This is a genomic window from Streptococcus mitis (genome assembly GCF_901542415.1).
GTDB lineage: Bacteria > Bacillota > Bacilli > Lactobacillales > Streptococcaceae > Streptococcus > Streptococcus mitis_BL.
In genome coordinates, this window is the sequence record NZ_CABEHV010000004.1 from 1,187,297 (window position 1) to 1,209,787 (window position 22,491).

Here is a 22,491-nt window from a genome sequence, read left to right on the forward strand (position 1 = left end):
AAAATTCAATACAGTAGAGGTAGATTTTATGTCAGATTGCATTTTTTGTAAAATCATCGCAGGGGAAATTCCTGCTTCAAAAGTATATGAAGATGAGCAGGTTCTTGCCTTTCTTGATATCTCTCAAGTGACACCAGGCCACACCTTGGTCGTGCCAAAGGAACACTATCTCAATCTTTTAGAAATGGACGCTACTAGCGCCAGCCAACTCTTTGCCCAAGTACCAAAAGTAGCTCAAAAAGTCATGAAAGCTACCAAGGCTGCTGGCATGAATATCATTGCCAACTGTGAAGAAGTCGCTGGTCAAACCGTCTTTCATACCCACGTTCACCTCGTGCCTCGCTACAGTGCGGACGATGACCTCAAGATTGATTTTATCGCCCACGAACCAGACTTTGACAAACTTGCTCAAGTCGCTGAAACCATCAAAAATGCCTAAGGAGTTGCCATGAAATTATCCAACCTACTGCTATTTGCAGGAGCTGCAGCCGGAAGTTATCTGGTCACAAAAAATCGCCAAACCATCACAGATGAAGTCTTGAATACCACTGACCGCGTTCAAGCTATCAAGGACGATGTAGATATTATCCAAAACAGCCTGCAAATCATCGACCAGCAAAAAGAACTCATCAAGGAATACCAAGAAGACCTCACTTACAAGTTTAAGGTCTTGGAAAAAGATATCCAGACTAGACTAGCTGTTATCAAAGAAACACAGGAAATTGAAGATAAGTAAAAAGAGCCCAACGGCTCTTTTTACTTTTATTCTCCTTCAAAGGCATCTTTAATATGGTCAAAGAAGCCCTTTTTCTTTGGATTGACTTTTAAATCACCAGCAGCTGCGAATTCTTTCAAGGCTGCTTTTTGGCGGTCGTTCAAGCCTGTCGGTGTTACGACATTAACTGTAACGTATTGGTCACCAACTGCACCACCACGAAGGCTCGGAGCTCCCTTGCCACGTAGACGGAATTTCTTACCAGTCTGAGTTCCCTCTGGGATAACCAATTCAACATCACCGTGAACAGTTGGAATATCTACTGTATCACCAAGAGCTGCTTGGACAAAGTTGAGGTTGAGATTGTAGAAGATAGTGGTTCCTTCACGTTCAAACTTGTCGCTGGCTTCCACAGAAACCACTACATACAAGTCACCATAAGGTCCACCGTTAAATCCAGCTTCACCTTGACCAGCCAGGCGAATTTGTTGACCAGTTTCCACACCAGCAGGGATTTTCACATGTACGCTATGGGCTTGTTTTTCATGCCCTGTTCCGTGACATGTTGTACATGGATCTTTGATTTCTTTTCCACGACCGTGACAGACATCACAGGTTACTTGACGACGCATCATACCAAGCGGAGTCTGCGTATCGACGTTAATGACACCAGCACCATGACAGCGTCCACAAGTGACTGGACTTGTTCCTGGCTTAGCACCTGAGCCATTACATGTACTACAGCTTGCTTCACGATTGTACTTAACCTCTTTTTCAGCTCCAAAAATAGCTTCTTCAAAGGTCAAATTCACACGATACTGGAGATCATCCCCTTGACGAGGAGCATTTGGATTGCGTGAAGCACCGCCTCCGCCGAAGAAACTTGAGAAGATATCTTCAAAACCACCGAAGCCTCCTGCCCCATCGAAACCGCCGAAACCACCAGCTCCACCAAAACCACCGTTGGCTCCAGCAGCACCGTATTGGTCATAGGCAGCACGTTTTTGGTCGTCACTCAAAGTCTCATAGGCTTCCTGAACTTCCTTGTATTTTTCCTCAGCACCAGGCTCCTTGTTGATATCTGGGTGGTATTTTTTCGAAAGCTTACGATAAGCCTTTTTGATTTCGTCTGCCGAAGCGTTTTTTGACACCCCCAGACGATCATAAAATTCAGTATTGTTCATACAAGATACCAAGACCGTAAAATTCGACTGAAAAATAGGAAATCTGACGCTGAAGCGATGCTCCTAGGCAGATTTATCTTTTTTCCGAGAATTTAGGTCGGGTTCAATTCCTTTCTTTTATATTGAGTAAGAAATTTGGGAACCCGTGTTCAGTTACGAACACCCTTGTTCCTTTCTATAATTTATAAGTAAATATTTAGAGGGCATTTTCTATACTCTGTTTCACTTCATCATACTCTTTGTCCGATAGAGTAAAAATCAAATTCTCTTCTGAATATTCGTTCTGTTCTTTAAAATAGTTGTCAGTATTTTCTGCCAAACCTAGACCAAGAATCACTTTTCTTGCAAACTCTAGATGTGCAAAGCCTATAGCCGTAATGATATTTTTATCTTGAACAACCAGTTTGGGTTGGAAATTCTCACGTGGAAGAAATTCAAAATAGTCAAAGAAGTTTTGCCAAATCCCACCTGTAAATTTCGTGTCGTTCAACAAGCCTGCTTTCGCCAATAAAAGGGGCGCTGAAGAAATAGCTGCAATTAGGATATCTTGCTCATTAAGACTTCTCAAAAACGAGATCAATTTCTCATCTTGTAGAGCAGGACCTATATTTACCATTCCTGGCAAAATCACACAAGAATAATCTTCTATACGGATTTGATCCAATGTTTTCGTCGGTTGACAGGGCAAACCATCCTCAGAGACCACCATCAAATGATCTGAAGCTACATAATCAATCGTGATATCAAAAGACAGAGCTAAAGTACTTGTTAAAGAGGCTATCTCATAAAGAGAAAAATTAGGATAAATGACACAAAGTACTTTTTTCATACGCAACATCCTCTATTTTATCGAAAAACAGAGGCTGGGTTGCAACCTCTGGATTTCTTCCTATCACATTAACATTTAAGTAAAGCACCGTAGAAGGACAATCAGTCTAATGATTAGTCATTCTTGACGAGTTAGGCTTAACTGAGTTTCGGCTAAAAACTTCGGAAAAAAGATAAGCCATCTTTTGTGCATCGCACAAGGCGATGGCTTCCTATTTTTCTTTCGTTTTCTTAACGCCTCAACATCTTATTTTTCCGTAAACTCTCCGTCTACGACGTCATCGCCTGCGTTTCCTGTTGCCTGTGCACCTTCTGCTCCTGCTTGAGCTTGTTGGGCTGCTGCGGCTTGTTCGTAGAGTTTAACAGCAAGGCCTTGAGCTTTTTCGTTCAATGCTTCAAGTTTTGCTTTCATTTCGTCCAAGTTGTTATCTTCTTGCGCTTTCTTAAGGTCATCAAGGGCAGCTTGGGCAGCATCACGTTCTGCATCAAAGCCTTTGCCTTCAGTTTCCTTGATTGTCTTTTCAGTCGCAAAGATAGCTTGGTCTACTTCGTTACGAAGGTCTACTTCTTCTTTACGTTTCTTATCTGCTTCAGCGTTTGCTTCTGCATCTTTCATCATGCGGTCGATTTCTTCGTCAGTCAAACCTGAGTTAGATTGGATCACAATTGTTTGTTCTTTTTGAGTTCCAAGGTCTTTGGCCTTAACAGACACGATACCGTTCTTGTCGATATCAAATGTTACTTCGATTTGTGGGATACCACGAGGTGCAGCTGGGATATCTGTCAATTGGAAGCGTCCAAGAGTCTTGTTATCTGCTGCCATTGGGCGTTCACCTTGAAGAACGTGGATATCAACGGCTGGTTGGTTGTCTGCTGCTGTTGAGAAGACTTGTGATTTAGATGTTGGAATAGTTGTGTTACGGTCGATGAGTTTTGTGAAGACACCACCCATTGTTTCGATACCAAGTGACAATGGTGTTACATCAAGAAGAACAACGTCTTTGACATCACCAGTGATAACACCACCTTGGATGGCAGCACCCATAGCAACTACTTCGTCAGGGTTTACTGATTTATTTGGTTCTTTACCAGTTTCAGCCTTAACTGCTTCTACAACAGCTGGGATACGAGTTGAACCACCAACAAGGATAACTTCGTCGATTTCTGACAAGCTCAAACCTGCATCTGAAAGGGCTTGACGAACTGGAACTTTTGTACGTTCTACAAGGTCACGAGTTAAATCGTCAAATTTCGCACGAGTCAAGGTCATTTCCAAGTGAAGAGGTCCAGCCTCACCTGCAGTGATAAATGGCAAGCTGATTTGAGTTGAAGTCACACCAGAAAGGTCTTTCTTCGCTTTTTCAGCAGCATCTTTCAAACGTTGCATTGCCATCTTGTCAGTAGACAAGTCAATACCATTTTCTTTCTTGAATTCTGCTACCAAGTGGTCAATGATTTTTTGGTCAAAGTCATCACCACCAAGTTTGTTGTCCCCTGCAGTTGACAATACGTCGAAGACACCGTCACCCAATTCAAGGATAGATACGTCGAATGTACCACCACCAAGGTCAAATACCAAGATTTTTTCTTCTTTATCAGTCTTGTCCAAACCGTAAGCAAGGGCTGCTGCAGTTGGTTCGTTGACGATACGTTCTACTTCAAGACCAGCGATTTTACCAGCGTCTTTTGTTGCTTGACGTTGAGCATCGTTGAAGTAAGCTGGAACTGTGATAACTGCTTTAGTTACTTTTTCGCCAAGGTAATCTTCAGCGTAGCCTTTCAAATATTGAAGAATCATAGCTGAGATTTCTTGTGGAGTGTATTCTTTTCCATTTGCAGAAACTTTTTCAGAAGTTCCCATCTTAGATTTGATAGAGATAACTGTATCTGGATTTGTAACTGCTTGACGTTTTGCAGCATCACCAACGATGATTTCGCCGTTTTTAAATGATACTACAGATGGAGTTGTGCGGTTACCTTCTGGGTTTGCGATGATTTTTGATTCAGTTCCTTCAAGAACTGCAACTGCTGAGTTTGTTGTACCTAAGTCAATACCGATAATTTTAGACATGTGTTTTTCTCCTTATTAGTAAATTTTCTTTTTTTATATTTCCCTTAAGTGGTGGGGACGTGAGCAACTCCCTACGGGATTTCATCACTTATTTTTGAGCCTATTGTCTCAAAAATCCCCTGTTTCAGTAGCCAAAGCTACTGAAACTTTCACCACGGTGGGAAATATCTTCCTTGCAAGCCTCCGGCTTGCCTCTTATCTTTCTTCATAGTTTATTGTCGTTTCGGACAAATTTTCTATTATATATGTTGCAACCGTCAGAATTGCCTAATCGAACACGCCCTAAGCTCTGGGTAAAAAAGATAGATTTCCTTGTGTTCATCGAACACTTCGTCAATCTCCTATTTTTACTGTGAGCTTTTTACGGGCTTTGTATCTTAGTTGTACACCACTACCATTGCTGGGCGTAGGATGCGGTCATGGAGCTTGTAGCCTTTTTGGAAGACTTGGGCGATGGTATCTGCTGGGTGTTCATCGTCTGCTGGGAGAGTTTGGATGGCCATATGGTAGTTATGGTCAAATTCACCATCAGCTGCGATTTCTTCAATTCCTTCTTCTTTCAAAGCATGAATCAAGCTTTCTTGCACCATCTCCAATCCCTTTTTGACATCGTCTGTCAAGCCTTCAACTGCGAGTGCACGCTCAAGGTTGTCAAGCGATGGTAAGATTGCTTTTGCCAAGTCTTGGCTACGATAACGTTGCAAGTTTTGACGCTCTTCATTGGCACGGCGTTGGATATTTTGCATTTCTGCATGAGCACGAAGGTATTTGTTCTCAAACTCATCTGCACGTTCATTTGCCAAGTCCAACTCAGATTTCTCAGGAGTCATTTCTTCAGTTGTTTCCACAACTTCCTCTTCTTGAACTTCTTCTACTTCTTCATTTTTTATATCTTGGGCCATTTTCGCCTCCTTTAATGATTTCAATCTTAATGTACTTCGTAATGATTACTGCTGAGGTAGCGGTAAAAATCTGTCAACTTCATAGTCAAAACACGATTGACTACATTGACTTGGTTGATTAGCTGTTGGTAATCCAGATTAACCGGACCGATAATGGCTAGAATTCCAACTCCCCGATAAGGAATGAGGAACTTGCTACTAATCACCGCTAGGTCAGCTAGACAAGACTCTTGACTGTCCGCAACACGAACATTTTGCATCTGATCCTCATGCAGCCCCTCACGAATCTCCAGAGCCACCTTTTGCGGTTGGTCAAAGAACTGATAGGCTGCTAGATTGGCAAAATTCAAGAGATTGACCTTGCCCGCTACCACAATATTTTCGTTGAACATTTCCTTAAAAATGTGCTCAAAGAGATCCATGACATTGTCCGTCGTTGTAAAGTAACGCTGGATAATCTGCGGAATCTCCGTTCGAATCTTGTAGTGAATATCTAGAACGGTGTGACCGAGGAAGCGTTCCTGAATGATGCTCTTCAGTTTCAGCAAGTCCTCCTGCAAGAAGTTCCTTGGAATCAGAAACTGACTGGTAACCGTTCGCGACTCGTCTAGGGTGAATACTGCCAAGGCTGTATGTTGCCCCAAAACAACGATATCAAAGGCTGTCAAACGTTGCCTGCTCGGTTCAACATCCAGTGCTACTACCGTACAGCCACTCAGGTCTGTCAGTAGATTAGCAGCCTCTTGCAGAATATCCTCCAATTTGAAGAATTCCTGATCAAAGGCTTTGACAATCTCATAAACCTCATTTTCAGCTAGTCGGTCAAAATCCAGTGAGTGTTTCACATAGTACTGAAAACCAGCAACACTTGGCATCCGACCACTTGAAGTATGGGCCTTTTCAAGCAAACCTTGCTTTTCTAGAGCTGCCATATCATTACGAATGGTTGCACTGCTAGAGTTAATAGACTCTTGCAAAGCTTTGGATCCGACAGGTTCGTGCGTTTTGGTAAAGATGTCAATAATCAGATTTAAAATATCCTGCTGACGCTCTGTAACCATCTCATCACTCCTCTCTGTCTGATTGATTAGCACTCGATGCACTCAAGTGCTAACTTATGATTCTATTATACACCCTTAAAAGAGAATGTCAAGATAAAAACTCAAAAAATTAGCACTCTTTTACCAAGAGTGCTAAAAATCAGTCTGAGGACCTAGAAAAAAGACCGCCCTCAGGCAATCTTTCTTCTATATTAGTATTAGTAAAGGTCCAAATAATTATCAATTTCCCATTGTGAAACGAAGGTTGCATAACTTGCCCATTCGATTCATTTGGCTTCAAGGAAACTAGTATAGATATGTTCTCCGAGAGCCGCTCTGACAACTTCATCTTCAGTCAGAGCTTTCAAAGCGTTGTGAAGGGTTGATGGAAGGTCTGTAATACCAGCTTCCTTGCGCTCTTCTGCTGTCATGATGTAGATATTTTCTTCGATAGGAGCTGGTGCTTCGATTTTATTTTCAATACCATGCAAACCAACCTCCAAAAGAACCGCCATAGCAATGTATGGGTTAGCCATTGGATCCACTGAACGCAACTCAAGACGAGTTCCCATACCACGTGAAGCAGGCACGCGCACAAGTGGCGAACGATTACGACCAGCCCAAGCAATGTAAACCGGCGCTTCATAACCTGGAACCAAACGTTTGTATGAGTTAACCGTTGGGTTCATGATGGCAGTATAGTTGTAAGCATGTTTGATCAAACCACCAAGGAAATGGTAGGCCGTTTCTGACAACTGCATTCCTTTTGGATCATTTGGATCAAAGAAGGCATTGTTTCCTTCTGCATCAAACAAGGACATATTACAGTGCATACCTGATCCAGCAATACCAAATTTTGGTTTTGCCATAAAGGTTGCGTAAAGACCATGTTTGCGAGCAATGGTTTTAACAACAAGTTTAAAGATTTGAATCTTATCACAAGCACGAAGAACTTCATCGTACTTAAAGTCAATCTCGTGTTGTCCAACCGCAACCTCGTGGTGACTCGCTTCTACTTCAAATCCCATTTTGGTCAAGACATTCACAATCTCACGACGTGTATTATCCGCAAGGTCAGTAGGTGCCAAATCAAAGTAACCACCCTTGTCATTTACTTCAAGTGTTGGGTCTCCATTTTCATCCAATTTAAATAGGAAGAATTCTGGCTCTGGTCCAAGGTTGAAGGACTTGAATCCCACTTCTTCCATGTGACGAAGAGCACGTTTCAAATTGCCACGAGGGTCACCTGCAAATGGTTCACCTTCTGTTGTATAGACATCACAGATCAAACCTGCAACACTTCCATTTTCATCTCCCCAAGGGAAGACTGTCCATGTATCCAAGTCTGGGTACAAGTACATATCCGACTCATTGATACGTACAAAACCTTCAATAGAAGATCCATCAAACATAGCCTTGTTTGACAAGACTTTATCTAACTGTTCATCTGTAGCAGGAATTTCGACGTTTTTCATGGTTCCCAAAATATCTGAGAACATGAGACGAATAAAGGTAACATTTTTTTCCTTGACTTCACGACGAATATCTGCAGCTGTGATTGGCATGAGTTTTCTCCTTAATGTATGACTACTTGCGGTTGCCTAACCGCGACCAAAAGGTGACCGTACTGAAGCAAAGCGACCCTGTTGGAGGAGTTCATTATGAAGTGCACGACGCACCTCAGTCTGACTCACCGCTTTCTTGGATTTCGCTTCACGTTCAGCATATTTTTTCTTAATGGCAGCGATATTATAACCTTCAGAGATATAATCTTTGATTTCAAGCAGACGATCCATGTCATTCAAGGAATACATGCGACGATTTCCTTCGTTTCGATCAGGTTTGATCAACTCTTGATCTTCATAATAACGAATCTGACGCGCCGATAGATCGGTCAACTTCATAACACTGCCGATAGGAAAAACAGCCATATTTCGGCGAAATTCTTTTTCCTTCATTTACAATTTCCTTCTTTCTGTCTATTATAGTCTAAAAAAAGACAAACGTCAATTGATAATGTTATAAAATGTAACATTATTTTTCTTTTTTCTCTAAAAAGAGCCGAATACGATCAATATCGTAATTTACGAGAATTGCGACAAAAACTCCCATGAAAGTTTCTGATACACGTGCAAACACGTACAAAATTGTTTCGCCGCTCGGAATCGATAGGGTAATGATTAACATGGCTGCTACACCACCAATAACCCCTGCTTTGTTATTCATGGCTACATTTGTCATAATGGTTAACATGGTGCAGATTGGAACAACAACTAAGGTTACCCAAAAGGCTTCGTGGAAAAAACTATTTATTAGGAAGAAAACCAAGGCATAGAGGCCACCGATACTATTTCCTAGAATACGCGAAGTCCCAAAATGAACACTCTTATCAAAGCTCTCCCTCAGACTAAAAACCGCTGTCAAAGCACCGATTTGAAGACCTTTCCAGCCAAAAAAGCCAAAAATCAAGAGAACTAGAAAAACAGCAATACCTGTTTTAAAGGTTCGCATACCAAGTTTGAACTGGGATTTATCGAATTTATATTTTTTAAAATAACTCATAATCTCAACTTTCTATTTCCATTTTATCATAATTTGGGTGATTTTATGAGGAATAGTTGAGAGGAAGCGTTTTTATTTTAAGCAAAAGAAAAGAGGAACTTTCATCCCTCTCTTCTTTGATTCATTATAAAACCTTATTTTTCTGTCAAGGCTGCAAGTCCTGGAAGAACTTTACCTTCAAGAAGTTCCATTGATGCTCCACCACCAGTAGAGATCCATGAGAATTTGTCTGCGCGGCCAAGGTTAATCGCTGCGGCAGCTGAGTCACCACCACCAATGATTGATTTAACTCCTGGTTGTTTCACGATAGCGTCCATCACACCGATTGTACCAGCTTGGAAATCTGGGTTTTCAAATACACCCATAGGTCCGTTCCATACAACTGTTTTGGCACCAGTCAAAGCTTCGTCAAATTTAGCGATAGATTTTGGACCGATGTCAAGACCAAGGAAGCCTTCAGAAACTGCTTCACCTTCAGTGTCACGCACTTCAGTGTAGCCAGCAAATGCGTTAGCTTCTTTTGAGTCAACTGGCAAGATCAATTTACCGTTTGCTTTTTCAAGAAGAGCTTTCGCAACATCCAATTTGTCTTCTTCTACAAGTGAGTTACCGATTTCGATACCTTGTGCTTTGTAGAATGTGTAAGTCATACCACCACCGATAAGGACTTTATCAGCTTTTTCAAGCAAGTTTTCGATAACACCAATCTTGTCTGAAACTTTTGAACCACCAAGGATCGCTACGAATGGACGTTCTGGAGTTTCAACTGCTTCTTGGATGTAAGCAATTTCGTTTTCAAGAAGGAAACCAGCAACTGCTTTTTCAACGTTTGCTGAGATACCAACGTTAGATGCGTGTGCACGGTGAGCTGTACCGAATGCATCGTTTACGAAGATACCATCTCCAAGTGATGCCCAGTATTTACCAAGTTCAGGATCGTTTTTAGATTCTTTCTTGCCGTCAACATCTTCATAACGAGTGTTTTCAACCAAGAGAACTTGTCCATCTTCAAGAGCGTTGATAGCTGCTTCCAATTCAGCACCACGAGTAACACCTGGGAAAACAACGTCTTGGCCAAGTTTTGCTGCCAAGTCTGCTGCTACAGGAGCAAGTGATTTACCAGCTTTATCAGCTTCTTCTTTCACACGTCCAAGGTGAGAGAAAAGAATTGCACGTCCACCTTGTTCGATGATGTACTTAATAGTTGGAAGAGCTGCTGTGATACGGTTGTCGTTAGTGATTACGCCATCTTTCAATGGTACATTGAAATCAACACGAACGAGGACTTTTTTACCTTTCAAGTCAACGTCTTTAACAGTAAGTTTTGCCATGTTACAAAAACCCCTTTATTTATTTTATTCGAAACTATTATATCACACTTTGGAAATATAAGGAAAGATTTCACAAGATTTTTCGATATTTAATCTTTGTGACATGCTAGAGTATATTATTTTTACTTTTTCTCACGAATTTTCGGTAAATTCGCAAACTAAGTTCCACCGCTAGTAGAAGTGGAAGTTAGTCTGATAAAAATCCTAAAAACCAGTGGAAATCCGTGTCAGGGTAAGTTCCACTGGTTTTACTAATGCTTGATTTCATCGCTTTTGTAACCAAAAGGAATCGAAAAAAAGAGCGCACAAAATCCCCTCATCTGAAAGCGTTTCAGATTAAGTTCCGCTATGGTGGAAGTTAGTCTGAGACGTTTGAATGCGGTTAAAGGTTAGTTTTTAGAACTTATGTTGGAGTAATTTCGAAGACTGACAGACGTCTTCTGCAGGTATTTTAGAAATACCTAGAAGCTTAGGAATCTCTTCTCCATAGGTAAAGGCAAAGAGCTCATAGGCTGACTTTCCATTCAAAGCAGCACGTTTGACACTGTTGACATGAGAGCAGACGAGATTGATGTCCTCTTGAGTTAAGTTGTCAAAAGCAGTTCCCTTAGGTAGAATGTCTCGAATCAGTGTGTGGTTTTTCTCAATTCTCCCTTTCTGGTCAGAGCGATTAGGGTCACAAAAGAAGAGTTTACTCTCTCCTCGCACATCCATTTCGATATCATCAACCCTGGCAAACTCTCCACCATTATCGGTAAGAATGACAGGAAAGAGTTGGAAGAAATCTTTATCAGCTTCATGAAGAGTGTCTTGATGGTATAGAGGTGTTTGGTAACCTCAAGGGCAGTTTTATTATCCAGAAGCCTAGCGAAGATAAAGTTACAGAAAGACAGGTTGAAGGTAAGTAGGACTTTACCTCCCATCCTCCCCAGAACTGTGTCCATTTCCAGCCAAGAGTCTAGTTGATTAAGGACTAAATAGTTTTGGAAATCCTCATAGGAACGGCCTTTTTTAGCTTCTTTAGGGATGGAAGGTAGTTTCCTTTTCCGTCTTTCTTTGAATTTAACGGCTCTGGCTAGGTCAATATGAGCGATAGATAGGTATCCTTTTCGGATGTGTCGATAGACGGTTGAGGAACTGACATCAAGGTTATGAGTTTTGAGGATATGATAGATGTGTTGTCCCTTTTTAACACCATCAGAAATGACTTTGTCCATGTCCCAGAAGGCCTTGGAATTAAGGGGAGTTCCTTCACGAGCTTCGACAAGAGTTTGTTCGTACTGTTTTTGAGCTTGTTTAGCAAGGTAGAAGATTTTTTTAAATCCACAATTTTGTCTTCTTTTAGGGCATCCATTACAGACAAAGGGAGCCTTATCGAGTAAAGGGCAAGGAAGGTTATCGCATGTAGACTCTCGGACTTGTCTGTTTCGTTTGACTTCTTTGGAAACAGTAGTTGGGTCTTTTAGAATGGATTGTCCGATAGCTTTGAAGGTTTCACCGCACTCTAAGCCTAATTGGATATCATTACGGTCTGAAAGGGTAAGGTGTTTATGTTTTGTCATAGTAGACCTCATTTCTAACTCAAACGTCTCACACTTAATTCCACCATAAAAATCCGTTTTAGACTAATTTCCACTTTGGTTGGGCAAGTGGAAGTTACTTTGAGAAATTAGCCTCACGAATTTTCTTTCTAAAATCTTAGCTTAACACTTGTTAGATTTACTTTTATCCTTTAAAATAGAATAGGAGAAATTCCGTTATTATTTTTCGGAGGAAAAAGAAATGTCCATCAATTGGCAGGAAATTTTATTTCACTTTTTAGGTGGTCTGGGACTATTCTTATATAGTATCAAGACCATGGGAGACGGTTTGCAACAAGCTGCTGGAGATCGCCTTCGTTTTTACATTGACAAGTACACTAGCAATCCCTTTTTAGGTGTTCTAGTCGGAATTGTCGTGACTGCCCTGATTCAGTCAAGTACAGGTGTTACAGTTATCACGGTTGGACTGGTCAGCGCTAGTCTTCTCACTCTTAGACAGGCTATCGGAATTATCATGGGAGCCAACATCGGAACCACCGTTACTTCCTTTATCATTGGTTTCAAGCTTGGTGAGTATGCTTTACCCCTGATTTTCCTTGGAACCATGTTCCTCTTCTTTACCAAAAATAGAACAGCAAACAATATCGGACGCATCCTGTTTGGTGTAGGAGGAATCTTCTACGCCCTCAACCTTATCAGTGCCGGTATGAGTCCTCTTAAAGATCTACCACAATTCAAGGAATATATGGTAACCTTGGGACAAAATCCTGTATTAGGAGTTTTTGCCGGTGCAGTGATTACCGTTCTCATCCAAGCTTCTTCTGCGACAATCGGGATTTTGCAAGGTCTCTATGCAGGTGGATTCCTTGACCTTAAAGGTTCGCTACCAGTTCTCTTCGGGGATAATATCGGGACAACCCTAACAGTTATCATCGCGGCAGCTGGAGCCAATATCTCTGCAAAACGCGTTGCTGCAACCCACGTTACCTTTAACGTTTTGGGAACTATTCTTTGCTTAATCTTATTAGGTCCATTTACGTCTATGATTGAGTACTTCCAGGCACTCCTTCACCTCTCACCTGAGATGACCATCGCCTTCTCTCACGGTGCCTTTAACGTAAGTAACACCATTGTACAATTTCCATTCATTGGAGCCTTGGCCTACTTTGTAACCAAGCTCATCCCTGGTGAAGATGAAGTTGTCAAGTACGAGCCACTTTATCTTGATGAGCATTTGATTAAACAAGCTCCATCAATCGCTCTCGGAAATGCGAAAAAAGAACTCCTTCACTTAGGAAATTATGCTTCTAAAGCCTTTGACCTTTCATACAACTACATCATTGACCTCAATGAAAAGGTTGCTGAAAAAGGCCACAAGACAGAAGAAGCCATCAATACCATTGATGAAAAATTGACTCGCTATCTTATTACTCTTTCAAGCGAAGCTCTTAGCCAGAAAGAAAGTGAAGTGCTCACCAACATCCTGGATTCATCCCGCGATTTGGAACGGATTGGGGACCACGCAGAAGCGCTAATCAATCTGACTGACTACCTTCAACGTAAAAATGTTGAGTTCTCTGAAGCTGCTTTACAGGAATTGGCTGATATCTATCAAAAAACCACTGGCTTTATCAAGGATGCCCTTGATAGTGTGGAAAACAATGATATCGAAAAAGCTCAAAGTCTGATTGAACGCCATAAAGAAATCAACAATATGGAACGTGTTCTCAGAAAGACCCACATCAAGCGCCTCAACAAGGGCGAGTGTTCAACACAAGCTGGGGTCAACTTTATCGACATCATTTCCCACTATACTCGTGTATCTGATCACGCTATGAATCTTGCTGAAAAGGTCATCGCTGAACAAATCTAATGCTCTTCGAAAATCAAATTCAAACCACGTCAGCTTCGCCTTGCCGTATATATGTTACTGACTTCGTCAGTTCTATCCACAACCTCAAAACCATGTTTTGAGCAGCCTGCGGCTAGCTTCCTAGTTTGCTCTTTGATTTTCATTGAGTATAAAGATCTATCCATTTGGTGGGAGCCCACTGAAAAAGTCATCAACTTGATGGCTTTTTTGTTATACTAGAGATGAGGTGAAATGATGCTTGATAATCAGTTAACTATGGATGTCAGTCCTTATTCTAGTTTGTATGATATCGTGGTTCCTAAAAACCACTTTTTACGTCAGCTAACTGAACTCTGTGATTTTAGCTTTATTTATGATGAACTAGAAAAGAATTATCGTCCCGATTTTGGGCGTAAAGCTTATTCACCGATTATGATGTTCAAATATCTCTTGTTAAAAGATATTTATAAGTTATCAGATGTAGATGTGGTAGGACGTTCCTTGTCAGATATGGCCTTTAAATTTTTTCTTGGTCTAGCTCCTGAAGATTCTGTTATCGAGCCATCCTCTCTGACAAAATTTAGAAAGCTAAGAATTAAAGATGACAAACTGCTTGATGTATTGATTCAGAAGTCTGTTCAAATTGCACTCGAACATAACTTGATTAAGAGTAAAATCCTCATTGTGGATGCCACTCACACCAAATCTCATTATAATCATAAGAAACCCCAAGAAATCCTTAGAGAGCGTTCAAAAGCTTTACGTAAAACAATTTATCAACATTCAGAAGATATCAAAATAGAATTTCCAAAGAAACCTCAAGAAGATAACCTCGAAGCAGAGTTGACCTATACAGAGGAGTTAATGGCTGTGGTTGAAAAACACGAGGAACTCTTAGCCCTACCGGCTGTTTCTCAAAAGTTCAATTACCTAAAAGAGGCTGTCGAGGACGACTTAGAACATTTGGAAGCTTCTGTTAAGGAGGAGGCTAGGCTCGGACATAAGACAGCCGACAGCTCTTTCTATGGATATAAAAGTCATATCGCTATGACGGATGAACGGATTATTACTGCTTGTGTGGTTACTTCTGGTGAACAAAGCGATGGGAAATATTTACCTGAATTATATGCCAAAACAAAGGAAAATAGTCTGGACATCGAGACTATTATTGGTGATGCGGCTTATTCAGGAAAGGACAACATTCAACTAGCTCGCAAAGAAAAGATTCATTTGGTTTCAAAACTGAATCCTTCTGTTTCAAAAGGTTACCGTAAAGAAGAGGATGCGTTTGAATTTAATAAAGATGCAGGGCTATTTGTCTGTCCAGAAGGACACATGGCTGTTCGCAAAGCAAGGACAGGGAAAAAATATCAAAATAAGAATCAAGTTGTCACTCATTACTTTGACATTGAGAAGTGCAAGAGTTGCCTTTCCAAGGAAGGATGTTATAAGGAGGGGGCAAAGTCTAAAACTTATTCAATAGCCATTAAGAGTGACGACCATCTTTTCCAGAAGAAATTTCAGGAAACACCTTATTTTAAAGAAATGGCCAGACATCGCTATAAAATCGAAGCAAAGAATGCCGAACTAAAACAGAGACATGGCTTTGATGTCGCGAGAGCATCGGGTCTTTTCAGCATGGAGTTACAGGCAGCAACAACCATTTTCGTGGTCAATATGAAACGAATTATGACCTTAATAAATACAAAATAACCGAGGAATTCGCTCAAATTAACGAGAGATTCCTCGGTTTTCATTTCATTAAAAGTAAGAGACCTGTTTTTTCAGTGGACTCTCCTAAATGGGATGGCTTTTTCTTCTCCTAATCAAGAATAGCTTTTCTGCCATATAAAAAAATGCTTTGATTCACAATGGAATCAAAGCATTTTAAAGAGCTCCCCGTACATAAGCGCAGAAGCCGCAGTTCCTCGATACTTAACTTCTTCTCTTTTAATAAAACGAGCCAAGTTGAGCAACTCAGGTGCTGGATGTTTGGGATTTAGGAGCAATTCATGATTGACCAGACCTGAGAGACGAACTGCCAGCAATTGCTCATTTGTAGTAGGCAGTTTTTTAGCCGTCTCTAGGAGAGCAGCAACTAAATCTTCACTCAAATCATGTCGAGCATGATTGTAAAGATCTTTTACAAGGCTTTCTAGGTTTGGTTCTACCATCCCTACCACCTCCCTTATGGTTTAATAATTTTTAATCAAGTCAACTGTTGAACGATCCAATTTTTTCACCAAGGCTTGCAAGAAGGCTTGCGCTTCTAGGAAGTCATCCATCGCATAGAGGGTTTGATGAGAGTGGATATAACGAGCGCAGACACCTATAGTTGTAGAAGGAACACCTCCATTTTTCAGATGAGCTGCGCCAGCGTCCGTTCCGCCTTTTCCACAGTAGTATTGGTACTTGATACCAGCTTCTTCAGCTGTTGTCAAAAGGAAATCCTTCATCCCTGGGAGGAGTAAGTGACCTGGATCGTAGAAGCGAATCAAGGTTCCATCCCCAATCTTGCCTTGGCCACCGTAGACATCACCTGCTGGTGAGCAATCAACTGCTAGGAAGACTTCTGGATCAAACTTGGTTGTAGATGTATGAGCACCACGAAGACCAACCTCTTCTTGGACGTTCGAGCCAAGATAGAGTTCATTTCCGAGTTTTTGACCTGACAAGGCTTCTGCCAGCTCGCTTACCATGAGGACTCCGTAGCGGTTGTCCCAAGCTTTTGAGATGATATTTTTTTCATTTGCTGTCAAGATTGCAGAACTATCTGGAACAATGGTGTCACCAGGACGGATGCCAAAGCTTTCTGCCTCAGCCTTATCCGCAAACCCACCATCAAAAATAATATCTGAAATAGCTGGCATGGTTGGTCCACCTGTTCCACGTGTCAAATGTGGCGGAACAGAACCCGAAATCACTGGTATTTCACGACCATCACGAGTCAAGAGTTTGAAACGTTGGCTGCTGACCACCATAGGATTCCAACCACCGATTTCAACCACACGGAAGGTACCGTCTGGCTTGATTTCGCTAACCATAAAACCAACTTCATCCATATGAGAAGCGACCAAGACGCGCGGTGCATCCGCAGCGTCTGAATGTTTGATACCAAAAATACCACCCAAGCCATCTGTTACGACCTCATCCACGTGCGGTGTCAACTTTTCACGAAGATAGGCACGAACAGGCGCTTCATGACCTGAGATCGCAGCAAGTTCTGTTACTTCTTTGATTTTTGAAAATAATGTTGTCATTTCAGTTCCTTCTTTCTTTCATCCATTTTACCACTTTTTATAGGAGAAGGATAGTGGGAAGGTGGATTTCTAAATTAGTATCATATTCTTGCTGTATCTTAGAAAAAGATTTTATTCTCTTTCATGTGAGGTAAAATCTAAAAAACTTTCCAAGATTAAGCAAATCATTAATTTCCAAATAAAAAAACAATTCGATAATATATTCGTTCAGTTTTTCACAAAATTCGCAGAAAATAGTTGACTTTCCCTTCTTCTTTTTTTAAAATGGAAAAAAACTAGAAAAGGAAAAAATCATGACAAAAACAATTCTTGTTACAGGTGGAGCTGGCTACATTGGCTCCCATACCGTTAAAGCTCTTTTAAATGCTGGCTACCAGGTGCATGTCCTAGATAATCTCTCTACAGGAAATCGTTCAGCTGTAGATAGTCGTGCTAGCTTTAAACAACAGGACGTTTATGATGCTAGTGCCTTAAAAACCTACTTGGAAGAAAACAAGATTGACGCTGTTCTTCATTGTGCAGGTGAGATTGTTGTGAGCGAAAGTATTGAAAATCCAAGTAAATACTTCACTGCCAATGTTGCTGGTATGAACCAAGTTCTCAAAGTCTTATCTGAAGTTGGCATTCAAAAAATCATGTTCTCTTCGACTGCCTCCCTCTATGGTAATAACTGTATTGACAAGCCAGCTACTGAAGATACCCTGCTCGACCCCGTCAACCCTTATGCAGAGACAAAACTGATGGGCGAACGAATGATTTACTGGATGGCTAATCGCTACGATTGGAAATATGTTATTTTCCGTTACTTTAATGTTGCTGGGGCTGAAATGGATGCTTCAAATGGTCTGCGTGTAAAAAATCCAACTCACATCATTCCCAATATCAACAAGACCGCATTGGGACAAAATGATAGCCTCAAAATATTTGGAGATGACTACGATACACGTGATGGTTCATGTATTCGAGATTACATTCATGTCTTGGATCTTGCACAGGCTCATGTTAAAGGAATGAACTACCTCTTTCAAGAAGACAGTTCTTCTCAAATCTTTAACTTAGGGACTGAAAAAGGCTATACCGTCAAAGAAATCTTTACAACTGCTGAAGAACTACTAAACCAAAAAATCCCACACGAGATTGTTGCGCGTCGTGCTGGTGACCCAGCTAGCGTTCTAGCAGATGCTTCAAAAGCTAAAAAATACCTTGATTGGAAGGCTAGTTACTCTCTTGAAGATATTATTTTATCGGATTATCATTGGCGTGTTAAAGAAGGCAAAAACATTTTAGAATAGGAAAACAGAGGAGAAGGTCCTGGTACTCTCTCCTTGTTTTATTCATTAAATTGTCAGAAAATTTATTGACAGATTAAAGAAATCGTGTTACAGTAATATCCGCAGGTATCTTTCGATACCAAATCTATTTGAAAGGACGGGGCATGAAACTTTCTCATTATTTAATTGGCTTACTTCTACTCCTAGTCTTTCTCTCTATTAGCATTGGGACCAGTGATTTTTCATGGGGAAAGCTCTTTGCACTGGATCATGAAACTTGGCTTCTCTTTCAAGAGTCCCGTCTTCCAAGAACCATTAGCATTCTCCTGACGGCCTCTAGTATGAGTATGGCAGGACTTCTCATGCAGACTATCACTCAAAATCAGTTTGCTGCTCCAAGTACAGTTGGGACCACTGAAGCCGCCAAACTAGGAATGGTATTGAGCCTCTTTGTCTTTCCATCGGCTAGTCTGAGCCAAAAGATGCTCTTTGCTTTTGTTTCATCCATCACATTCACCCTCTTCTTTCTAGCCTTTATGACTATTTTCTCTGTAAAGGAAAGGTGGATGTTGCCTCTGATTGGAATCATCTATAGCGGGATTATCGGTTCTGTGACAGAAGTTATCGCCTACCGTTTCAATCTGGTTCAGAGTATGACAGCTTGGACCCAGGGCTCCTTCTCCATGATTCAGACCCATCAGTATGAGTGGCTTTTCTTAGGGCTCATTATCCTGGTAGCCGTTTGGAAATTATCCCAAACTTTTACCATCATGAATCTAGGGAAAGAAACCAGCGAGAGTTTGGGGATTTCATACTCCCTACTTGAAAAACTGGCCCTCTTTCTGGTGGCGCTAACGACTAGTGTCACCATGATTACCGTAGGTGGCTTGCCATTTCTCGGGGTCATCGTTCCCAATCTTGTTCGCAAGCACTATGGAGATAATCTAAGTCAGACCAAACTCATCGTCGCTCTGGTTGGCGCCAATCTAGTTCTGGCCTGCGATATCCTATCCCGAGTTCTAATTCGGCCCTATGAGCTGTCTGTCAGTCTCTTGCTAGGAATCATCGGTAGCCTCGTCTTTATCCTACTTCTCTGGAGAGGGGGACGAAAAGATGCAGTTTAAAAGCAAACATATCAAACTCTTCTGCCTTCTCATTATTCTGGCCATCGGAGCTTGTCTTCTCTACTTTTGGCCCATCACTCACTTGTCATCCTTTGCTTGGAAGTTGCGTTCCCAAAAGATCATCGTTTATCTCTTGGTAGCCATCGCGACTGGGATTTCAACCATTAGTTTTCAAACCCTGACGGAAAATCGCTTCCTGACGCCTAGTATTTTAGGAATCGAATCCTTCTACGTCCTACTACAAACCCTACTACTGGTTTTTGAAAGTAAGTTTCTTCAACTCGGGAAGTCTCCCATCTTAGAATTCCTAGTTTTACTTCTGCTTCAATCCCTCTTCTTTCTTGCCTTACAAGGCTACTTGAAGACACTGATGAAGCAAGATCTGGTCTTCATCCTGCTGATCTGTCTAGCCCTTGGAAGTCTCTTTCGAAATATCAGTACCTTCCTCCAGGTCCTAATGGATCCAAACGAATACGATAAACTGCAAAACAGTCTCTTTGCCTCCTTTCAACATCTCAACACTTCCATCCTAGCCATCGGCTCTCTGATTATCCTTGCTTTGACAATCTTTTTCTTTCGGAAAGCAGTCATTCTGGATGTCTTGCACCTACAAAGAGAAACGGCTCAGATATTGGGACTCGATGTTGAAAAAGAACAGAAAGAACTCCTCTGGGGCATCGTACTTTTGACCTCAACGGCCACTGCCTTGGTAGGTCCTATGGCCTTCTTCGGCTTTATGCTAGCCAATCTCACCTACCTAATCGTCAAAGACTATCGGCACAAGTTGCTCTTTATCGTGGCCATTCTGATCGGATTTATCAGTTTGACCTTGGGGCAGGCCCTGATTGAACGAGTCTTTGCACTGGAAATTCGCATCAGCATGATCATCGAGAGTGTAGGGGGGCTCCTATTCTTTATCTTACTATACAGGAGGGCGCGTCAGTGAAACTGGAAAACATTGGCAAATCCATTCAAAAACAGGATATTTTGCAAGGCATTTCGCTTGAAGTCAGTCCTCAGAAACTGACAGCCTTCATTGGTCCAAATGGTGCTGGAAAATCGAGTCTCCTCTCCATCATGAGCAGACTGACCAAGAAAGATCAGGGAATTCTTAGTATCAAAGGTCGTGAAATCGAGAGCTGGAATTCGCAAGAACTGGCCCAAGAACTGACTATCCTAAAGCAGAAAATCAATTACCAAGCCAAATTGACTGTTGAAGAACTGGTCAGTTTTGGACGTTTTCCCTACAGCCGAGGTCGACTGAGACCAGAAGATTGGGGAAAAATCCGAGAAACTCTGGACTATCTGGAACTGACAGACTTAAAAGACCGCTACATCGATAGCCTGTCTGGGGGCCAGCTCCAGCGCGTCTTTATCGCTATGGTACTGGCCCAGGATACAGACTTTATCTTGCTGGACGAACCACTCAACAATCTCGATATCAAGCAAAGCGTCAGTATGATGCAGATTCTCAAGCGACTGGTGGAGGAACTCGGAAAGACCATTATCATCGTCCTCCACGATATCAACATGGCCAGTCAGTATGCAGATGAAATTGTCGCCTTCAAAGACGGTCAAGTCTTTAGCAAGGGAAGAACAGATCAAATCATGCAGTCTGACCTGCTCAGTCAACTCTATGAGATTCCCATCACGCTAGCTGATATCAATGGCAAAAAGATCTGTATCTATAGCTAGTAACATAGAAACTCAAGTTATAGAACCTTCAGTCTCTTAGTCAATAAAACCTAGAGACTCCCTACATCGTTATCATATTTTAAAAAGGAGAAATCATGAAAACATCCCTTAAATTTTATCTCACTGCCCTAGCGGCCAGCTTCTTGCTCCTACTTGGTGCATGTAGTACAAACTCAAGCACTAGTAAGACGGAGTCAAGTAGCTCTGCTCCAACAGAGGTAACCATTAAAAGTTCACTAGGTGTAGTCACACTTTCAAAAGTCCCTGAAAAGATTGTGACCTTTGACCTCGGTGCTGCGGATACTATTCGCGCTGTAGGTTTTGAAAAGAATATCGTCGGAATGCCTACAAAAACTGTTCCGACTTATCTTAAAGACCTGGCTGGAAAAGTTAAAAATGTTGGTTCTATGGTTGAGCCAGACCTAGAAGCCCTTGCTGCTCTTGAACCAGACCTAATTATCGCTTCACCACGTACCCAAAAATTCGTAGACAAGTTCAACGAAATCGCTCCGACTGTTCTCTTCCAAGCGAGCAAGGACGACTACTGGACTTCTACCAAGGTCAATATCGAATCCCTAGCAAGCGCCTTTGGTGAAACTGGCGCACAGAAAGCCAAGGAAGAATTAGCCAAGCTAGACAAGAGCATCCAAGAAGTCGCTACTAAAAACGAAAGTTCTGACAAAAAAGCCCTCGCGATTCTCCTCAATGAAGGAAAAATGGCTGCCTTTGGTGCCCAATCTCGTTTCTCTTTCTTGTATCAAACCTTGAAATTCAAGCCAACTGATACAAAATTTGAAGATTCTCGCCACGGACAAGAAGTCAGCTTTGAAAGCGTCAAAGAAATCAATCCTGACATCCTCTTTGTCATCAACCGTACCCTTGCCATTGGTGGGGACAACTCCAGCAACGATGGCGTCCTAGAAAATGCCCTCATCGCTGAAACTCCTGCCGCTAAAAATGGTAAAATTATCCAACTCACACCAGACCTCTGGTATCTAAGCGGAGGCGGTCTTGAATCAACAAAACTCATGATTGAAGACGCACAAAAAGCCTTGAAATAAGCTACTTTAAACTCAATCACATCTTTACATTCTAAAACGCATCCTATCAAGTTT

Annotated in this window: 19 protein-coding genes and 2 pseudogenes; 9 read left to right on the forward strand and 12 right to left on the reverse strand. The window is 41.6% G+C overall.

Annotated features, from left to right (window positions below; genetic code table 11):
- Positions 1-28 precede the first annotated feature (28 nt).
- Positions 29-439, forward strand: coding sequence for an HIT family protein (locus FQT24_RS06175; protein WP_143952488.1), 411 nt, complete (start codon positions 29-31; stop codon positions 437-439).
- Between the two features lie 9 nt (positions 440-448).
- Positions 449-736: a hypothetical protein gene (locus tag FQT24_RS06180; RefSeq protein WP_000777754.1), complete on the forward strand. Its 288-nt coding sequence runs from the start codon at positions 449-451 to the stop codon at positions 734-736.
- 26 nt (positions 737-762) lie between these two features.
- On the opposite strand, the gene dnaJ is transcribed toward FQT24_RS06180, so the two are convergent.
- The 10 genes and pseudogenes from dnaJ to FQT24_RS06230 form a co-directional block, all read right to left on the reverse strand.
- Positions 763-1,899, reverse strand: coding sequence for a molecular chaperone DnaJ (dnaJ, locus tag FQT24_RS06185; RefSeq protein WP_001066308.1), 1,137 nt, complete (start codon positions 1,897-1,899; stop codon positions 763-765).
- Between the two features lie 196 nt (positions 1,900-2,095).
- A complete protein-coding gene (locus tag FQT24_RS06190) occupies positions 2,096-2,728 on the reverse strand; it encodes a DJ-1/PfpI family protein (RefSeq protein ID WP_143952489.1) in 633 nt (210 codons plus the stop codon).
- Between the two features lie 246 nt (positions 2,729-2,974).
- The gene (dnaK, locus tag FQT24_RS06195) at positions 2,975-4,798 is read right to left on the reverse strand and encodes a molecular chaperone DnaK (RefSeq protein WP_000034667.1); all 1,824 of its coding nucleotides are present in this window, start codon (positions 4,796-4,798) and stop codon (positions 2,975-2,977) included.
- Positions 4,799-5,175: 377 nt separating this feature from the next.
- Positions 5,176-5,700: a nucleotide exchange factor GrpE gene (grpE, locus tag FQT24_RS06200; protein WP_143952490.1), complete on the reverse strand. Its 525-nt coding sequence runs from the start codon at positions 5,698-5,700 to the stop codon at positions 5,176-5,178.
- A gap of 26 nt (positions 5,701-5,726) precedes the next feature.
- Positions 5,727-6,761 (reverse strand): heat-inducible transcriptional repressor HrcA, encoded by a 1,035-nt coding sequence (gene hrcA / locus FQT24_RS06205; RefSeq protein WP_020902187.1) that lies wholly within the window; start codon positions 6,759-6,761, stop codon positions 5,727-5,729.
- A gap of 197 nt (positions 6,762-6,958) precedes the next feature.
- Positions 6,959-8,305: pseudogene (glnA, locus tag FQT24_RS06210) on the reverse strand (type I glutamate--ammonia ligase).
- A 36-nt stretch (positions 8,306-8,341) separates the two neighbouring features.
- On the reverse strand, positions 8,342-8,698 hold the full coding sequence (glnR, locus tag FQT24_RS06215; RefSeq protein ID WP_000659548.1) for a transcriptional repressor GlnR: 357 nt from the start codon (positions 8,696-8,698) through the stop codon (positions 8,342-8,344).
- A 76-nt stretch (positions 8,699-8,774) separates the two neighbouring features.
- Positions 8,775-9,302: an FUSC family protein gene (locus FQT24_RS06220; protein WP_000119914.1), complete on the reverse strand. Its 528-nt coding sequence runs from the start codon at positions 9,300-9,302 to the stop codon at positions 8,775-8,777.
- A 134-nt stretch (positions 9,303-9,436) separates the two neighbouring features.
- A complete protein-coding gene (locus tag FQT24_RS06225; RefSeq protein WP_001096743.1) occupies positions 9,437-10,633 on the reverse strand; it encodes a phosphoglycerate kinase in 1,197 nt (398 codons plus the stop codon).
- A 396-nt stretch (positions 10,634-11,029) separates the two neighbouring features.
- Positions 11,030-12,195: pseudogene (locus tag FQT24_RS06230) on the reverse strand (IS30 family transposase).
- Positions 12,196-12,415: 220 nt separating this feature from the next.
- Between FQT24_RS06230 and FQT24_RS06235 the strand changes: the two are divergent.
- Positions 12,416-14,047 carry a Na/Pi cotransporter family protein gene (locus tag FQT24_RS06235; protein ID WP_024057392.1) on the forward strand — a complete coding sequence of 544 codons (1,632 nt, stop codon included), beginning with the start codon at positions 12,416-12,418 and terminating at the stop codon, positions 14,045-14,047.
- Positions 14,048-14,281: 234 nt separating this feature from the next.
- Complete coding sequence (locus tag FQT24_RS06240; RefSeq protein ID WP_049550857.1) at positions 14,282-15,739, forward strand: IS1182 family transposase; 1,458 nt, start codon at positions 14,282-14,284, stop codon at positions 15,737-15,739.
- Positions 15,740-15,903: 164 nt separating this feature from the next.
- On the opposite strand, the gene FQT24_RS06245 is transcribed toward FQT24_RS06240, so the two are convergent.
- On the reverse strand, positions 15,904-16,200 hold the full coding sequence (locus FQT24_RS06245; protein ID WP_143952491.1) for a bacteriocin immunity family protein: 297 nt from the start codon (positions 16,198-16,200) through the stop codon (positions 15,904-15,906).
- Between the two features lie 21 nt (positions 16,201-16,221).
- Positions 16,222-17,286 carry a glutamyl aminopeptidase gene (gene pepA, locus FQT24_RS06250; RefSeq protein ID WP_102210560.1) on the reverse strand — a complete coding sequence of 355 codons (1,065 nt, stop codon included), beginning with the start codon at positions 17,284-17,286 and terminating at the stop codon, positions 16,222-16,224.
- Positions 17,287-17,579: 293 nt separating this feature from the next.
- Between pepA and galE the strand changes: the two genes are divergently transcribed.
- From galE to FQT24_RS06275, 5 genes are all read left to right on the forward strand, one after another.
- On the forward strand, positions 17,580-18,578 hold the full coding sequence (gene galE / locus FQT24_RS06255) for a UDP-glucose 4-epimerase GalE (RefSeq protein ID WP_143952492.1): 999 nt from the start codon (positions 17,580-17,582) through the stop codon (positions 18,576-18,578).
- Between the two features lie 143 nt (positions 18,579-18,721).
- Positions 18,722-19,681 carry an ABC transporter permease gene (locus FQT24_RS06260; RefSeq protein WP_185952552.1) on the forward strand — a complete coding sequence of 320 codons (960 nt, stop codon included), beginning with the start codon at positions 18,722-18,724 and terminating at the stop codon, positions 19,679-19,681.
- Complete coding sequence (locus tag FQT24_RS06265; protein WP_143952494.1) at positions 19,671-20,627, forward strand: iron chelate uptake ABC transporter family permease subunit; 957 nt, start codon at positions 19,671-19,673, stop codon at positions 20,625-20,627. Before FQT24_RS06260 ends, FQT24_RS06265 begins: the two co-directional genes overlap by 11 nt.
- Positions 20,624-21,376, forward strand: a complete 753-nt coding sequence (locus FQT24_RS06270; protein ID WP_143952495.1) for an iron ABC transporter ATP-binding protein — start codon at positions 20,624-20,626, stop codon at positions 21,374-21,376. Before FQT24_RS06265 ends, FQT24_RS06270 begins: the two co-directional genes overlap by 4 nt.
- A gap of 95 nt (positions 21,377-21,471) precedes the next feature.
- Complete coding sequence (locus tag FQT24_RS06275) at positions 21,472-22,437, forward strand: siderophore ABC transporter substrate-binding protein (RefSeq protein ID WP_143952496.1); 966 nt, start codon at positions 21,472-21,474, stop codon at positions 22,435-22,437.
- Positions 22,438-22,491 lie beyond the last annotated feature (54 nt).

What these genes read in the sequence shown, in the direction of transcription:
- hrcA (WP_020902187.1), bottom strand. Translation starts at nt 6,761, where the DNA reads ATGGTTACAGAGCGTCAGCAGGATATTTTAAATCTGATTATTGACATC.
- FQT24_RS06190 (WP_143952489.1), bottom strand. Translation starts at nt 2,728, where the DNA reads ATGAAAAAAGTACTTTGTGTCATTTATCCTAATTTTTCTCTTTATGAG.
- galE (WP_143952492.1), top strand. Translation starts at nt 17,580, where the DNA reads ATGACAAAAACAATTCTTGTTACAGGTGGAGCTGGCTACATTGGCTCC.
- FQT24_RS06235 (WP_024057392.1), top strand. Translation starts at nt 12,416, where the DNA reads ATGTCCATCAATTGGCAGGAAATTTTATTTCACTTTTTAGGTGGTCTG.
- FQT24_RS06180 (WP_000777754.1), top strand. Translation starts at nt 449, where the DNA reads ATGAAATTATCCAACCTACTGCTATTTGCAGGAGCTGCAGCCGGAAGT.
- FQT24_RS06265 (WP_143952494.1), top strand. Translation starts at nt 19,671, where the DNA reads ATGCAGTTTAAAAGCAAACATATCAAACTCTTCTGCCTTCTCATTATT.
- FQT24_RS06225 (WP_001096743.1), bottom strand. Translation starts at nt 10,633, where the DNA reads ATGGCAAAACTTACTGTTAAAGACGTTGACTTGAAAGGTAAAAAAGTC.
- dnaK (WP_000034667.1), bottom strand. Translation starts at nt 4,798, where the DNA reads ATGTCTAAAATTATCGGTATTGACTTAGGTACAACAAACTCAGCAGTT.
- FQT24_RS06245 (WP_143952491.1), bottom strand. Translation starts at nt 16,200, where the DNA reads ATGGTAGAACCAAACCTAGAAAGCCTTGTAAAAGATCTTTACAATCAT.
- FQT24_RS06275 (WP_143952496.1), top strand. Translation starts at nt 21,472, where the DNA reads ATGAAAACATCCCTTAAATTTTATCTCACTGCCCTAGCGGCCAGCTTC.
- pepA (WP_102210560.1), bottom strand. Translation starts at nt 17,286, where the DNA reads ATGACAACATTATTTTCAAAAATCAAAGAAGTAACAGAACTTGCTGCG.
- FQT24_RS06175 (WP_143952488.1), top strand. Translation starts at nt 29, where the DNA reads ATGTCAGATTGCATTTTTTGTAAAATCATCGCAGGGGAAATTCCTGCT.
- glnR (WP_000659548.1), bottom strand. Translation starts at nt 8,698, where the DNA reads ATGAAGGAAAAAGAATTTCGCCGAAATATGGCTGTTTTTCCTATCGGC.
- grpE (WP_143952490.1), bottom strand. Translation starts at nt 5,700, where the DNA reads ATGGCCCAAGATATAAAAAATGAAGAAGTAGAAGAAGTTCAAGAAGAG.
- FQT24_RS06260 (WP_185952552.1), top strand. Translation starts at nt 18,722, where the DNA reads ATGAAACTTTCTCATTATTTAATTGGCTTACTTCTACTCCTAGTCTTT.
- dnaJ (WP_001066308.1), bottom strand. Translation starts at nt 1,899, where the DNA reads ATGAACAATACTGAATTTTATGATCGTCTGGGGGTGTCAAAAAACGCT.
- FQT24_RS06240 (WP_049550857.1), top strand. Translation starts at nt 14,282, where the DNA reads ATGCTTGATAATCAGTTAACTATGGATGTCAGTCCTTATTCTAGTTTG.
- FQT24_RS06220 (WP_000119914.1), bottom strand. Translation starts at nt 9,302, where the DNA reads ATGAGTTATTTTAAAAAATATAAATTCGATAAATCCCAGTTCAAACTT.